Raw genomic sequence first — 13,464 nt, 5'->3', positions numbered from 1 at the left:
TAGACCCACACAGCGCCAAACGAACACGGGCATCACGCACCGAACAACGGGCTGCCCGAATCTTAAAACTCCGTGGCAAACCCGGTGCGGCCAACGCCTCAGATCGGTCACTTTCGGCAAGAACACCCGCTCATTGACCCCGCTCCGGAAACGAAAAGGGGGAACGATCCCTATTGGACGCAAAACCCAGCAATTATTGACCAAAAACCATCCAAACACGCCCCAGTTTGGCCATTTTGAAACGACATAAACGAGGCATCCAATCACCGGAGTCGAGTCGCAGACCCGTTTCCAAAGTGTGTCACAAGGTGCCAGTATGATGAACGCAATGTTCAAACCGAAATTCCGCGCCACCGCTTCTGCCAGTGGTGGCTTTCTGGGACGTTTTTGGGCCCAGCAGGACGGTGCGATGTCCTATGTCGCCCTTATCGGATCGCTCATTATGGTGATCTTCGGCGGCATCGGCATTGATATGATGCACGCGGAACTAAAGCGAACCAAAGTCCAGAACACATTGGACCGTGCCGTTCTGGCCGCCGCAAACCTCGAAAACAGTCGCGACCCGAACCTCGTGGTCGAGGATTACTTTCGCGCCATGAACATGAGCGACCATCTCACCGGCGTCGACGTGGACAACGGCTTGGGCTCCAAACGCGTCTCCGCCGACGGCCACGGCCAGATCAGCTCCGACTTCCTCAGCCTGATCGGGGTGAGCGAGCTGGATGTCTATGGCGCGGCCACTGCCGAAAACGCTGTGGCGCCCACGGAAATCAGCCTGGTTCTCGATGTCTCCGGCTCCATGGCCGGGGCGAAGTTGCAGCAGCTCAAGGACGCAGCCAAGGAATTCGTTGATACCGTTCTTGGTGACGGTGGCGATGACAGCCGCATTACCGTGTCCATCGTACCTTATAATGCGACCGTAAACATTGGCCCGGAGTTGGCGGAACGTTTTGCGCTCGACCTTGATCACACGTTCTCGACCTGTGCGACCTTTGCAGACAGTGCCTTTGACACGACGGTTCTGTCGCCTGACACGCCGCTGGAACAGATCGCGCATTTCGACCCCATCAACACCGGTGCTGCTTTTGTTGATACGCCCTGGTGTTCCGAGGGGACGACGTCGAACGTGATCGCCCACAGCGCCGATCCCGACGAGCTAAAAGCCTTCATCGACAGCCTCGAAGCGCAGGGCAACACCGCGATCGACCTTGGTATGAAGTGGGGAACCGCTCTGCTGGATCCGTCCACCCAGGACGCCGTGGCCGACATGGCCGCTGAAGGTGTTGCCGCCGGATCTGCTGCAAACCGTCCCGCTAGCTATGAGGCCGCCGCGCAGAAATTTGTCGTTGTCATGACGGACGGCCAGAACACCACCCAGTTCGACCTGAAAGATTACATGAAGGATCCGCTGAACATGTCGAACGTCTGGGTCGACGACAACGGCACAGAAGATCGAAGCGATGATCGTTTCTCGATCAAGATCCGTGAAAATTCCGGCGATTCAAACGACTGGTACTATTGGCCCCACCGCGAGGGTCGCAGTGACGCCTATCAGCGCGGCCCCTACAGCCGTGCGCTTGGCGGCGCCGCAACGACAGTCAATGGCGTGGCTGTGGTCGGGGGCGTAAGCGAAAATGACGCGCTGCAGTGTTCCAGTTACAAGGGCAGCGGCAGCCATTCGGGTAACACCACGCTTGTGGCCGGGGTTTTGTCCAATGTGTTGGAGAACCTCCAAGACATTCCCGTCATCGCCCAAAGCACAGATGTGCTGAGCAACTTGCTGAACGTCCGCTTCGACGCCACCCCAAGCTGCACCACCGTCCCGCCCATGCGCCTGAACTGGTTGGAGCTGTTCGGCAACGTGAAGACCACCGAATATGGCGCGGATTGGTACTATGACATGTACCGTGACGGGGTTGTATCCTATTCGGATTACTACAACGCCTATTATTCTTTTGAAACGAAGGTCGATGGTGATGACGCCGACGCCCGCCTGCACCGCATTTGCGACGCCGCAAAAGAGGCAGGTGTCGTGGTCTACGCTATCGGGGTCGAGGCGCCGCAGGCAGGTCTGGACGCCATGGGCGACTGCGCGTCTTCGGCGGCACATTTCTACGACGTGACCGGCGACGAGCTGGTCGACACCTTCAGCTCGATCTCGGACATGTTGGTGGAACTCCGCCTGACCGAATGACCTGACGACCACGCCAGAACGGCGTGTCCCGAAAACCAAACCTCTCCCATGTGGGGCCTATGCGGCCACCACGCTGGGCCACTGCAACCCACTTCCTCATGATCGAGGCCGATATGATGACCCGTACTGTTAAGCCCCTGCTGCGCCGGTTTGCGGCTCGTGACGATGGCACTGTCGCGCCGGAAGTGGCGCTTTGGATGCCGCTGTTTCTTTTGCTGATCGTGTCTGCGATCGAGCTGGGGACGATCACCATCCGTCATACCGTATTGGAACGGGCGTTGGATCAAACGGTCCGCGACGTCAAACTGGGAACCGGGCCAACAACTCACGCTGGCATGAAAACCGCCATTTGCGATGCTGCCCGCGTCCTACCCGGCTGCGAAGAGACCCTGCATCTGGAAATGCTGCCGCTCGACATGTCGGAATGGTCCAACCCACCGGCATCCGCAGATTGTGTGGACGTATCCGAGGCGATCAACCCCCAGCGGCAGTTCCAGAACGGCGGCGGCGGGCAGATCATGTTCCTGCGCGCCTGCTACAAATTCCGCCCGGTCACCCCCATCGGTTCGTTGAACGCCAGCCTTGCAAAGGATGACAACGGCTATACCGCGCTTGTCTCGTCCTCGGCCTTTGTGAACGAACCCGGTTAAGCTTCTGCTCAGGAGACAGAATATGCTGCCTGCATTTATACAAAAACGTCTGCGCCGTTTCTCCTCTGCGGAAGAGGGGTATATCTCGGTCGAGGCGGTGATCGTCCTGCCCGTCATGCTTTGGCTGTTCGGCGTGGGCTGGGTCTACTTCGATGCCTTCCGCCAGCAAAGCGTGAACCAGAAAGCCAATTATGTGATCGGTGACATGATCTCGCGCGAGACCGACGGGGTCAGCGGTCAATATATCTCGAACACGTACAATCTTCTGACAATGCTGACCAAGTCGTCGGGAGATTACACAGATCTGCGAGTAGCTGTCGTACAATACGACGAAGACAGCGATACTTGGTCCGTTGTCTGGTCGCGTCAGCGTGGTGGCACCATGTCTGGTCGCGAAAACCGTCTGACCGACGCCGATCTGGCCGATTATGCGGATCGTCTGCCGCCCGCGATGGACAACCAACAGCTGGTCATCGTCGAAACGTGGGAGGACTGGGCCCCGACCTTCAACGTCGGCATCGGGGATTTCGAGATCCGGACCTACAGCTTTACCAGCCCGCGCTACGCACCGCAGATCCCCTTCTCGAACTCGTGAATATCAGGGCAGCCAGACCGGCTGCCCTTTTCCCTTATTCGGGCGCAGCGATCTTGACCGCGATAATGTCAGCCACGGGTTTCGTTGCCGAACCCGCCGTGACGCCACCAATCGCGATGCGCCGCCCCATGCGCCACCACAGGCCCGGACGCCACGCACGCGTCTGCGGCGACTTCAGGATCAACAAAAACCCGTTCGACGGCTTCATTGCAAAGACGGAGCGGTCGACTTTTTCGATCTCGTCCAACCGCGCCAGAACAGTGCCGTCCGTGTCCGTCAGTTCGGTCTCTGTCAGGATCAGCGCGTGCGAGGTGGCTTCCCACATACGGCTGGAAAACCACAGTGACAGCCCCCCGACAGCCAGCAGAAACACCTGCCACAACCGGTTCTGCGGCGGTTCGGCAAATGCGATGTACAGCAACAAAGCACCCAACAGCAGCATGGCCCCCGCGCCGATCACGCGCCGCCCCATCGATGTTTCGATCCGTGCCAATTCCTGTGCCATACCGCCCTCTTGTCTTGTTGGTCGCGCATGTCTAGCGACTTCGCCCCCCGCAGGAAAGCCTGTTGCCTGCAACCCGCAAACCCGCCACGCTAAGGCATGACCGACACGCTCCATTGCTTTGACAGCCCTTTGGGACCGATTTCTGTAACCGCTCGCAATGGGGCGATCACCGGGCTGCATTGGCGTGCACCCACCCCCGACACGGATCCGCCCTGCCCGCTGCTGCAACAGGCCGAGACGCAGATTGGCGAATATTTCTCAGGCCAACGCCGGTCGTTTGATCTGCCACTCGCGCCGCAAGGAAGCGCGTTCCAGATAGCGGTCTGTGACGCCATCGCTGCGATCCCTTTCGGAGAGACCCGCGAATACGGTGCGCTTGCGCGGGATCTCGGGGCCTCGGCTCAGGCCGTGGGACGGGGTTGCGGCGGGAACCCGATCCCCCTGCTCATCCCCTGTCACCGTGTCTTGGGGCGGCAGGGCCTGGGCGGGTTTTCCGGAGCGGGTGGTGTCGAGACGAAGGTCCAGCTTTTGCGGCACGAAGGCGCGGCCAGCTTGCTGATCTGATGTCAATCGCGGCCGGGGTCGCGAGGATACACGCCAAGAATATCAAGCGTATTGGTGAAGTAGCCCAATTCCTCCAGCGCGCGGGCCACGGCCGGATCCTCGGGGTGGCCCTCGATATCGGCGTAGAATTGCGTCGCGGTGAACGATCCGCCAACCATATAGCTTTCAAGCTTGGTCATGTTGACGCCATTGGTCGCAAAACCGCCCATCGCCTTGTACAGCGCGGCGGGGATGTTGCGCACCTGAAAGACAAATGTGGTCATCATGCCATGGCTGCCACGACGCGAATTGTCCGGCTCAGGCGACATCAGCAGGAACCGTGTTGTGTTATGGGCGTGATCTTCCAGATGGCGGGCAAGCACATGCAGCCCGTTGATCTCTGCCGCCAGATCCGACGCCAAAACCCCAAGGGTCCGCGATCCCGTCTGCGCCAGCTCTGCCGCAGCACCCGCGCTGTCGGCCCATGATTCGCCGCGAATGCCGTATTGGCGCAGGAAACTGGCCGCTTGGGGCAGTAGAACCGGGTGGGCCCGCACGGTTTCCAGTTCTTCAATCGCCACGCCGGGCTGTGCCATGAGCGAGATATGAACTCGGACAAAAGCCTCGTCCACGATGCGCAGACCGGAATCCGGCAACAGGCGATGGATGTCTGCCACGCGACCGTAGGTGGTGTTTTCCACTGGCAGCATGGCCAAGTCTGCACGCCCTTCGCGCACGGCGGCAATCACGTCCTCAAAGGTCTGACAGGGCAAAACCTCGGCGTCCGGGCGGGCGTCGACACAGGCCTCGTGCGAGTAAGCGCCAAGCGCCCCCTGAAAGGCAATTCGCTGGGTCATGGGGGTCGTCTCCGGTCAATTCGTGACACACTCGCACAAAATGGGCGATTGGTCGCGGCTTCTACCGCTTGCCACGCGCAATTGGAAGGCGTAGTTACGCGCCCGACGGATATCCAAGACGAACAGGGCTCCCTATGTTTGACACGATGACAATGACGAAGGTTGTGGGCGGCGTCTGCGGCTCCTTGCTGATCTATTTGCTGAGCAAATGGGGTGCCGAAGTTCTGTACCACACCGGCGCGGACTCCCACGGCGAGGAACACGCCGCAGCCTATGTCATCGAGACAAGCAGCGAGCCCGCCGAGGCAGAGCCCGAAATCGATTTTGCCACGCTGATGGCAGATGCGGACGCCGGTGCCGGCGCACGCGTGTTCAACAAGTGTAAGGCCTGCCACCAGCTGAACGGTGCCGACGGCGTTGGCCCGCACCTGAACGGTGTGGTGGAGCGTGAGATCGGCTCTGTTGCCGGCTTCGCCTACTCCGGCGCTCTGAACCAGGTTGGTGACGTCTGGAGCTACGACAACCTCAACGCCTTCCTTGCAAACCCCAAAGGCGCCGCACCCGGCACCTCCATGGGGTTCAACGGCCTGCCCAAGGCTGAGGACCGCGCAAACGTGATCGCCTACATCGAATCTGAAAGCTGATCGGTCCGGTTCTCTGCGAACGATCCGACGAACACGAGGCCGCCCAATGGGCGGCCTTTTGCGTAAAATGCCTCACGTTCCTGTCAACGCCTGCGTGAGGGGCAACAATCTTACCTTGAATGTGGTCCCGCAGAACACTTAGCTTATTTTTAACCAAAATTGCCGAGACATGGAGAGGGCGCACAGCCCCCCGTTCAGGGAGAGCACAGATGACCAAGTCCACGCCGTTCCGTATTGATCGCAGACAGGCGCTTGGCCTGATCGGGGCCAGTGCCGCCTCCAGCGTTCTGCCCCGCACCGGCTGGGGCGCCTCCCACGACGCCACCGAAATGGTGCGCGCGCACGGATATTCCTTCTACGGCGACCTTCAATATCCGGCAGACTATGCGCATTGGGGCTACGTCAATCCCGACGCCCCGCGCGGTGGCGAAATCGTTATCGGCGCGCGTGGCACGTTTGACGGGTTCAACCGCTGGGCATGGCGCGGCAACCCTGAAACGAATTCGGGCGTGGTGGCGGAATCGCTGTTTGGCGAGATGCCGTGGGGCGGTGGCCTGCCCGCCGACAGCATCACCGACAGCTACTGCCTTGTCGCGCGCGAGGTCGAATACCCCGAAGACCAGTCATGGGTCACGTTCCACCTGCGCGACGATGTGACATTCCGAAACGGCGCACAGGTCACGGCAAAAGACGTGGTCTTTACCCATAACCTGTTTCTTGAACAGGGCATCCGGTCCTACGCCCGCAGCGTTGGCGAACGTGTCATCGGGGCAGAGGTCATTGACGAGCTGACCTGCAAATTCACCTTTGCCGAGGGGATTTCGCGCCGGTCGCTGATCTCGCAGGTGGGCGGCTCGCCGATTTTCTCGGAAGATTGGTACAAGGAAACCGGCGAACGGCTGGACGAGCCGTCGGTGCTCTCGCCCATGGCCTCCGGCCCCTATCAGGTGGCTGACTACGAATTTAACCGCTACGTCGTCTACGAACGCAACCCGAACTACTGGGGCTGGGACCATCCCGCCAACAAGGGGCGTTTCAATTTTGACCGTGTCCGGTTTGAATATTTCGCCGATGACACCGCCGAATTCGAGGCGTTCAAGGCAGGCGTGACCAACTTCCGCACCGAAGGGTCAACCAAACGCTGGGCGACGGGATATGATTTCCCCGCGGTCGAACGTGGCGATGTGGTCCGCGAAACGATCCCGGATGAAACGGCGCCGAACAACTCCGGCATCATTTTCAACACCACGCGCGCGCCGCTGGACAACCGCAATATCCGACATGCGCTAAGCCTTGCCTTCAACTTTGAATGGGTTCGGGAATCGCTGCAGTTCAGCCTGACCACGCAGCGCAAATCCTATGTCGAAGGACAGGATTGGGAGGCCAAGGGCATCCCCGAAGGCGCGGAGCTTGAATTCCTGCAATCGCTGGGCGACGTCGTCCCGCCGGAGATGCTGACCGAAGAGGCGGTGCTGCCGCATACCTCGAACCCGCGCAATCCCATCGACCGCCGCAACAAACGCGCAGGCCTTGCCCTGCTGGAGGCAGAAGGCTGGACGCTCGACGCGTCTGGCAAGCTGGTCAACGCGGATGGCGAACAGATGTCGCTGAACTTCCTCGTGATCTCCACATGGGACGACGTGCGCAAGGCCTCGATCGAGACCTATGTGCGCACGCTGCAGGATTGGGGCATCGCGGTGGATGCGGCCACTGTTGACAGCGCGCAAGGGCAGCAGCGGTTCCTCGACAAGGACTACGACGTGATCCACACGCGCATCCTGACCTTCGCTTCGGCGGGCACGGGATTGCAGCAGCTGTTCGGGTCCGAGACGGCCGTGGTGTCGTCCTACAACCCCTCTGCCCTGCAAAGCCCGATGGTCGATGCCATCATCGAGGCAGCGCTGGCCACCACCACCCGCGAGGACGAGATCATAGCCCTGACCGCACTGGACCGCGCCCTGCGTTGGGAACGCATTCAGGTGCCAGAGGGCTTTGTCGCGGAATACTGGACCGCGCAATACGATATGTTTGAACATCCCGCCGATTTGCCGCCCTACGCGCTGGGGGTGCTGGACTTCTGGTGGATGAACGAAGACAAGCACAAGGCGCTGAAGGACCGTGGCGTTCTGAAATGACCGCCGCCGCGCGTCCCTCTGCCCCCACAAGAATCAGGTGAACTGACACGATATGGCCGCCTATATCCTACGCCGCTTTCTGCTCATCATCCCGACGCTGCTCGGGATCATGATCTTCAACTTCGTTCTGGTGCAATTTGTCCCCGGTGGGCCTGTGGAACAGGTTCTGGCTCAAATGCAGGGACAAGGCGATGTCACCGCAGGCTTTACCGGCGGGGGCAATGACGTCGGAGAAGAGACCTTTGGCTCTGACAGCGACTATGTCGGCGCGCGTGGCCTGCCCAAGGAATTCATCGAGGAGCTGGAACGCGAATTCGGCTTCGACAAGCCGCCGCTGGAACGGTTCCTGACAATGATGTGGAACTACGTGCGGCTGGATTTTGGCGAAAGCTATTTCCGGTCCATATCCGTTATTGATCTGGTGCTAGAAAAGATGCCGGTGTCGATCACACTGGGCCTGTGGTCCACACTGATTGCCTATATCGTCTCCATCCCCTTGGGCATCCGCAAGGCGGTCAAGGACGGGTCAAGCTTTGACACATGGACATCGGCCATCATCATCGTGGCCTATGCCATCCCCGCCTTCTTGTTTGCGATTCTGTTGCTGGTGTTGTTCGCCGGTGGCAGCTACTGGCAAATTTTCCCGCTGCGGGGGCTGACATCGGACAACTGGGAAAACCTCAGTCTGCTGGGCAAGATCGCGGATTATTTCTGGCACATCGCGCTGCCGGTCGCGGCCTCGACCATTTCCGCATTTGCCACGCTGACCTTGCTGACGAAAAACAGCTTTCTCGACGAGATCAAGAAGCAGTATGTGATGACCGCTCGCGCCAAAGGGCTGTCGGAAAGCCGCGTTTTGTACGGACATGTGTTCCGCAACGCGATGCTGATCGTGATCGCGGGTTTGCCGGGCGTCTTCATCGGCGTATTCTTTGGCGGCTCGATCATCATTGAAACGATCTTCAGCCTCGATGGTCTTGGTCGGCTGGGGTTCGAGGCTGCGGTGCAGCGCGACTATCCGGTGATCTTCGGGACGCTGTTTCTGTCGTCGTTGATCGGGATGGCCGTCGCGATCCTGTCCGATCTCATGTATGTCTTTGTCGATCCGCGCATCGACTTTGAAAAGCGCGAGGGCTGAGAGATGACCGACATCACCCAGATCCCCGAGGACAAGCGCGGCCTGTTCACCCTGTCCCCGCTGAACAAACGCCGCTGGACCAACTTTACCAAGAACCGCCGCGCCTTTTGGTCGCTGTGGATTTTCCTGATCGTCTTTGGCCTGTCTTTGGTGGCCGAATTTCTTGCCAACGACAAACCGATCCTTGTGACCTATCGCGGGGAACGCTTTGTGCCGGTGTTCAACTTCTATCCGGAAACGGCCTTTGGCGGTGATTTCCGAACAGAGGCCGATTACCGCGCGCCCGAAGTCGCCTGCCTGATCCGGTCGGGCGGGTTGGAAAGCTGCTTTGACGATCCCGAGGGCATCATCGACCAGATCGACGCAGGGACATTCGACGAAGAAGGCTTTGTCGAAGGGCGTCTGGTCTGGCCACTGATCCGCTACAGCTTTGACACGCCGGTGGACCGCATGGGCGCGGCCCCCTTGCCCCCGAATGTCATCGGGTTCTACGAAAACGACGCGGGCGAACGCCAATTCGGCCTGCTGCCCGCCGACATCCGCGGTGACAACCTGCTGGGCACCGATGACACCAAACGCGACGTGCTGGCGCGGATCATCTACGGTTTCCGCCTGTCCATCGTCTTCACCTTGGTGGTGACGTTCTTTGCCTCGATCATCGGCGTGGTCGCCGGTGCGGTGCAGGGCTATTTCGGCGGCTGGCTCGACCTGATCTTTCAACGGGTGATCGAAATCTGGGGCGCGATCCCTTCGTTGTACGTGATCATCATCATGTTCGCGATTTTCGGGCGCAGTTTCTCGTTATTGTTGATCCTGACCGTTCTGTTCAGTTGGACATCCCTGGTGGGCGTGGTGCGTGCGGAGTTCCTGCGCGCCCGCAATCTGGAATACGTCCGCGCGGCGAAGGCCTTGGGCGTGTCGAACCGAACGATCATGTTCCGTCACATGCTGCCCAACGCCATGGTGGCCACGCTGACCTTTTTGCCGTTCATCGTGACCGGCACCATTTCGACGCTGGCTGGGCTGGATTTTCTGGGCTTCGGCCTGCCGTCCTCGGCCCCCTCGCTGGGTGAGCTGACCTTGCAGGCGAAACAGAACCTGCAGGCGCCGTGGCTGGCATTCACTGCGTTCTTCGTCTTCGCAGTCATGCTGTCGCTTCTGGTGTTTATCTTCGAAGGCGTCCGCGACGCATTCGACCCGCGAAAGACCTTCTCATGAGCAAGATCCTTGATGTCAAAGACCTGAAGGTCGCATTCCGTCAGGACGGGAAAACCAATCTGGCCGTCAAAGGTGTCTCTTTCCACATCGACAGAGGCGAGACCGTCGCACTGGTGGGCGAAAGCGGATCGGGCAAATCGGTCACCGCCCTGTCGACCGTGTCGCTGCTGGGCGAAAATGCCGAGGTCACTGGCTCGGTCACCTATGATGGGCAAGAGATGATCGGCGCGCGCCCTGCGCGTCTGCAACAGGTGCGCGGCAACGATATCTCCTTCATCTTTCAGGAGCCGATGACCTCGCTGAACCCGCTGCACACGTTGGAAAAGCAGCTCGCGGAATCCATCGAACTGCATCAAGGGCAAACCGGCGCCGCCGCGCGCCAGCGTATCATTGACCTGTTGCACCGTGTGGGGATCCGTGATCCCGAAAGCCGCCTGAACGCCTATCCACACCAGTTGTCCGGTGGCCAGCGGCAGCGTGTGATGATCGCTATGGCGCTGGCCAACGGGCCGGAGCTTCTGATCGCGGATGAGCCGACCACAGCGCTGGATGTGACCATTCAGGCGCAGATCCTCGACCTGCTGGAAGACATCAAACAAAAGGAAGGCATGGGGATGTTGTTCATCACCCATGACCTGAACATCGTGCGCAAGATCGCCGACCGCGTCTGCGTGATGAAAGATGGCGAGATCGTCGAACAGGGGCCGACCCGCGCGATCTTTGACAATCCACAGCACCCCTATACCCAGAAACTGCTGTCCGCAGAAAGCGTTGGCACCCCCGATCCCGTGCCCACCGACGCCGAAGAGATCGCGCACACCGACCATCTGAAAATCTGGTTCCCGATCCAGAAGGGGTTGATGAAACGCACCGTCGGCCATGTGAAGGCGGTTAACGATGCCTCCCTTTCGGTCCGCGCGGGCGAAACCATCGGCATCGTCGGTGAAAGCGGATCGGGCAAGACCACACTGGCGCTGGCCGTGATGCGCCTGATCAAATCGGAAGGCGACATTCGCTACCGTGGTGAGGACGTGCGCAAATGGTCAACGCGTGATCTGCGCCGCCTGCGCTCCGAAATCCAGATTGTGTTTCAGGACCCGTTTGGCTCGCTCAGCCCGCGCATGACCTGCGAACAGATCATCGCAGAGGGTCTGCATGTACACGGGTCGGCGGACAAGCGGACGTTCCGTCAGCAGGTGGCCGAAGTCATGACAGAGGTCGGGCTGGACCCGATGGCCATGCACCGCTACCCGCACGAGTTCTCTGGCGGGCAGCGCCAGCGCATCGCCATCGCCCGTGCCATGGTTTTGCGCCCGCGTCTGGTCGTTCTGGACGAGCCGACAAGCGCGCTGGACATGACCGTGCAAGTGCAGATCGTCGATCTGCTGCGCGATCTGCAGCGGAAATATAACCTCGCCTATCTGTTCATCTCCCACGACCTCAAGGTCGTGCGGGCCATGTCGCACAAGGTCATGGTGATGAAACAGGGCGACGTGGTCGAGACCGGCACCGCTAGGGACGTCTTTGAAAACCCAAAGACCGAGTATACCCGTGCGTTGCTCAGCGCCGCGTTCGAGACCGTCTAACCCTAGATCGCCGAACTGTGGCCTGCCTTGCTGAGGTCATAGGCGTCGAATCCACGCGCGATCATCCGCGTCAACGGACGCACCGACGGCGGGATGAACAGCCCGTCTTCGGTGATTTCCAACAGATGCTCGAACCGCGCATTAACGTCGTTGAACATGCCGAAAAGCCGCGCCCGTGTGATCGCGAAATCGCGCAGGATCTCGGCCGCATCAATGCGGAAATCGCACATCACCGCCTCGATCAAACGAGCCCTGAGGAGATCGTCTCCGACAAACGCATGCCCGCGTTTCGTGGCAAACCGCCCCGCGCGGATCGCCGTGGTATAATCGGACGTTCCCGACGCATTCTGCGCAAACCCCTGCGGGAACCGTGAAATCGAGGACGCGCCAAGCCCGATCAGCACATCGGACCGATCATCGGTGTAGCCTTGGAAGTTGCGGCGCAGGCCGCCGGTCTTCTGGGCGATGGCCAAGCCGTCACCTGCTGTTGCAAAGTGATCGATGCCGATTTGAGTGTAGCCATCCCAGACAAACAGCCGCCGTGCCACATCAAACAGATCAAGCCGTTCCTGCGGCGTGGGCAAGGCATCGGCAGGGATCATCTGCTGACGCTTCGCCATCCATGGCACATGCGCATAACCATAGAGCGCCACGCGATCCGGCGCAAAAGACAGCAGTTTCTGCACGGTTTCGGTCATACGTGCCCGCGTCTGATGAGGCAGGCCAAACAGGATGTCTGCATTCAGGCTGGCGATCCCGCGGTCGCGGATCATGTCGACCGTTTGCCGCGTCAGATCAAACCCCTGCCTGCGGCCGATGACCTCTTGGATTTCGGGATCGAAATCCTGCACCCCGATGGAGGCACGGTTCATGCCCCCCGCAGCCAGAACATCCAGCCGTTCGGCGTCGATTTCTTTGGGGTCAATCTCGACCGAGAATTCACCACCCGGCGCCATAGGGGCCACATCGAACACCGCATCCATCAATCGGCGCATAAGGTCCGGCGACAAAAGGGTCGGCGTCCCCCCGCCCCAATGCAGACGCGACAGGCGCACCCCACGCGGCAGATGCCGCTTCAGCAGGGCGAGTTCCAACAGCAAGGTGTCGACATAGGCCTCCACCGGGCTGGCGGTGGCTGTGCCTTGGGTGCGACAGGCACAGAACCAGCACAACCTGCGACAAAAAGGTACATGCAGATAGAGGGATATGTCACCATGCTCGGGAATAGACGATATCCATTCCGCGAATCGCTGCGTGTCGACACCCCCGGCAAACTGCGGTGCGGTGGGATAAGAGGTATATCGCGGGACTTTCGCGTCAAACAGACCGAGCCGCGCAAACTGTGTTCGCTGTTCCATGGGCCCAGCGATAAGCGGAAAGACCGATCCGGGCTTTGACC

At 60.0% G+C, this 13,464-nt stretch carries 12 protein-coding genes; 9 read left to right on the top strand and 3 right to left on the bottom strand.

What is annotated here, in order from left to right; genetic code table 11:
• The first annotated feature begins 316 nt into the window (after positions 1-316).
• The 3 genes from ACN5AZ_RS12020 to ACN5AZ_RS12010 all read left to right on the top strand — a co-directional run bounded on the left by ACN5AZ_RS12020 (position 317) and on the right by ACN5AZ_RS12010 (position 3,439).
• The gene (locus tag ACN5AZ_RS12020) at positions 317-2,194 is read left to right on the top strand and encodes a pilus assembly protein TadG-related protein (RefSeq protein ID WP_419429128.1); all 1,878 of its coding nucleotides are present in this window, start codon (positions 317-319) and stop codon (positions 2,192-2,194) included.
• Positions 2,195-2,292: 98 nt separating this feature from the next.
• On the top strand, positions 2,293-2,844 hold the full coding sequence (locus ACN5AZ_RS12015; RefSeq protein ID WP_419429127.1) for a TadE/TadG family type IV pilus assembly protein: 552 nt from the start codon (positions 2,293-2,295) through the stop codon (positions 2,842-2,844).
• A 22-nt stretch (positions 2,845-2,866) separates the two neighbouring features.
• Positions 2,867-3,439, top strand: coding sequence for a TadE/TadG family type IV pilus assembly protein (locus tag ACN5AZ_RS12010; RefSeq protein WP_419429126.1), 573 nt, complete (start codon positions 2,867-2,869; stop codon positions 3,437-3,439).
• A gap of 34 nt (positions 3,440-3,473) precedes the next feature.
• Here the strand turns inward: ACN5AZ_RS12010 and ACN5AZ_RS12005 are convergent, their stop codons facing one another.
• Positions 3,474-3,944 (bottom strand): hypothetical protein, encoded by a 471-nt coding sequence (locus ACN5AZ_RS12005; RefSeq protein ID WP_419429125.1) that lies wholly within the window; start codon positions 3,942-3,944, stop codon positions 3,474-3,476.
• A 96-nt stretch (positions 3,945-4,040) separates the two neighbouring features.
• Here ACN5AZ_RS12005 and ACN5AZ_RS12000 point away from each other — a divergent pair, with 96 nt between their 5' ends.
• Complete coding sequence (locus tag ACN5AZ_RS12000) at positions 4,041-4,508, top strand: methylated-DNA--[protein]-cysteine S-methyltransferase (RefSeq protein WP_419429124.1); 468 nt, start codon at positions 4,041-4,043, stop codon at positions 4,506-4,508.
• A 2-nt stretch (positions 4,509-4,510) separates the two neighbouring features.
• Here ACN5AZ_RS12000 and ACN5AZ_RS11995 read toward each other — a convergent pair whose 3' ends face one another.
• Complete coding sequence (locus ACN5AZ_RS11995) at positions 4,511-5,344, bottom strand: prephenate dehydratase (protein ID WP_419429123.1); 834 nt, start codon at positions 5,342-5,344, stop codon at positions 4,511-4,513.
• A 134-nt stretch (positions 5,345-5,478) separates the two neighbouring features.
• Between ACN5AZ_RS11995 and ACN5AZ_RS11990 the strand changes: the two genes are divergently transcribed.
• The 5 genes from ACN5AZ_RS11990 (at position 5,479) to ACN5AZ_RS11970 (ending at position 12,065) form a co-directional block, all read left to right on the top strand.
• The gene (locus ACN5AZ_RS11990; protein ID WP_419429122.1) at positions 5,479-5,988 is read left to right on the top strand and encodes a c-type cytochrome; all 510 of its coding nucleotides are present in this window, start codon (positions 5,479-5,481) and stop codon (positions 5,986-5,988) included.
• A gap of 209 nt (positions 5,989-6,197) precedes the next feature.
• Positions 6,198-8,123: an extracellular solute-binding protein gene (locus ACN5AZ_RS11985; RefSeq protein WP_419429121.1), complete on the top strand. Its 1,926-nt coding sequence runs from the start codon at positions 6,198-6,200 to the stop codon at positions 8,121-8,123.
• A gap of 52 nt (positions 8,124-8,175) precedes the next feature.
• Positions 8,176-9,261, top strand: a complete 1,086-nt coding sequence (locus ACN5AZ_RS11980; protein WP_419429120.1) for a microcin C ABC transporter permease YejB — start codon at positions 8,176-8,178, stop codon at positions 9,259-9,261.
• 3 nt (positions 9,262-9,264) lie between these two features.
• Complete coding sequence (locus ACN5AZ_RS11975) at positions 9,265-10,479, top strand: ABC transporter permease (RefSeq protein ID WP_419429119.1); 1,215 nt, start codon at positions 9,265-9,267, stop codon at positions 10,477-10,479.
• Positions 10,476-12,065 (top strand): ABC transporter ATP-binding protein, encoded by a 1,590-nt coding sequence (locus tag ACN5AZ_RS11970; protein ID WP_419429118.1) that lies wholly within the window; start codon positions 10,476-10,478, stop codon positions 12,063-12,065. Before ACN5AZ_RS11975 ends, ACN5AZ_RS11970 begins: the two co-directional genes overlap by 4 nt.
• Positions 12,066-12,067: 2 nt before the next feature.
• Here the strand turns inward: ACN5AZ_RS11970 and hemN are convergent, their stop codons facing one another.
• Complete coding sequence (hemN, locus tag ACN5AZ_RS11965) at positions 12,068-13,423, bottom strand: oxygen-independent coproporphyrinogen III oxidase (RefSeq protein WP_419429117.1); 1,356 nt, start codon at positions 13,421-13,423, stop codon at positions 12,068-12,070.
• Positions 13,424-13,464 lie beyond the last annotated feature (41 nt).

This window comes from Sagittula sp. SSi028, assembly GCF_048553715.1.
Classification (GTDB): Bacteria; Pseudomonadota; Alphaproteobacteria; order Rhodobacterales; family Rhodobacteraceae; genus Sagittula.
This window is presented reverse-complemented; position numbering and strand designations above follow the sequence as displayed.

Coding starts and splice junctions, on each gene's coding strand:
- ACN5AZ_RS12020 (WP_419429128.1), top strand. CDS start 317: ATGATGAACGCAATGTTCAAACCGAAATTCCGCGCCACCGCTTCTGCC.
- ACN5AZ_RS12015 (WP_419429127.1), top strand. CDS start 2,293: ATGATCGAGGCCGATATGATGACCCGTACTGTTAAGCCCCTGCTGCGC.
- ACN5AZ_RS12010 (WP_419429126.1), top strand. CDS start 2,867: ATGCTGCCTGCATTTATACAAAAACGTCTGCGCCGTTTCTCCTCTGCG.
- ACN5AZ_RS12005 (WP_419429125.1), bottom strand. CDS start 3,944: ATGGCACAGGAATTGGCACGGATCGAAACATCGATGGGGCGGCGCGTG.
- ACN5AZ_RS12000 (WP_419429124.1), top strand. CDS start 4,041: ATGACCGACACGCTCCATTGCTTTGACAGCCCTTTGGGACCGATTTCT.
- ACN5AZ_RS11995 (WP_419429123.1), bottom strand. CDS start 5,344: ATGACCCAGCGAATTGCCTTTCAGGGGGCGCTTGGCGCTTACTCGCAC.
- ACN5AZ_RS11990 (WP_419429122.1), top strand. CDS start 5,479: ATGTTTGACACGATGACAATGACGAAGGTTGTGGGCGGCGTCTGCGGC.
- ACN5AZ_RS11985 (WP_419429121.1), top strand. CDS start 6,198: ATGACCAAGTCCACGCCGTTCCGTATTGATCGCAGACAGGCGCTTGGC.
- ACN5AZ_RS11980 (WP_419429120.1), top strand. CDS start 8,176: ATGGCCGCCTATATCCTACGCCGCTTTCTGCTCATCATCCCGACGCTG.
- ACN5AZ_RS11975 (WP_419429119.1), top strand. CDS start 9,265: ATGACCGACATCACCCAGATCCCCGAGGACAAGCGCGGCCTGTTCACC.
- ACN5AZ_RS11970 (WP_419429118.1), top strand. CDS start 10,476: ATGAGCAAGATCCTTGATGTCAAAGACCTGAAGGTCGCATTCCGTCAG.
- hemN (WP_419429117.1), bottom strand. CDS start 13,423: ATGGAACAGCGAACACAGTTTGCGCGGCTCGGTCTGTTTGACGCGAAA.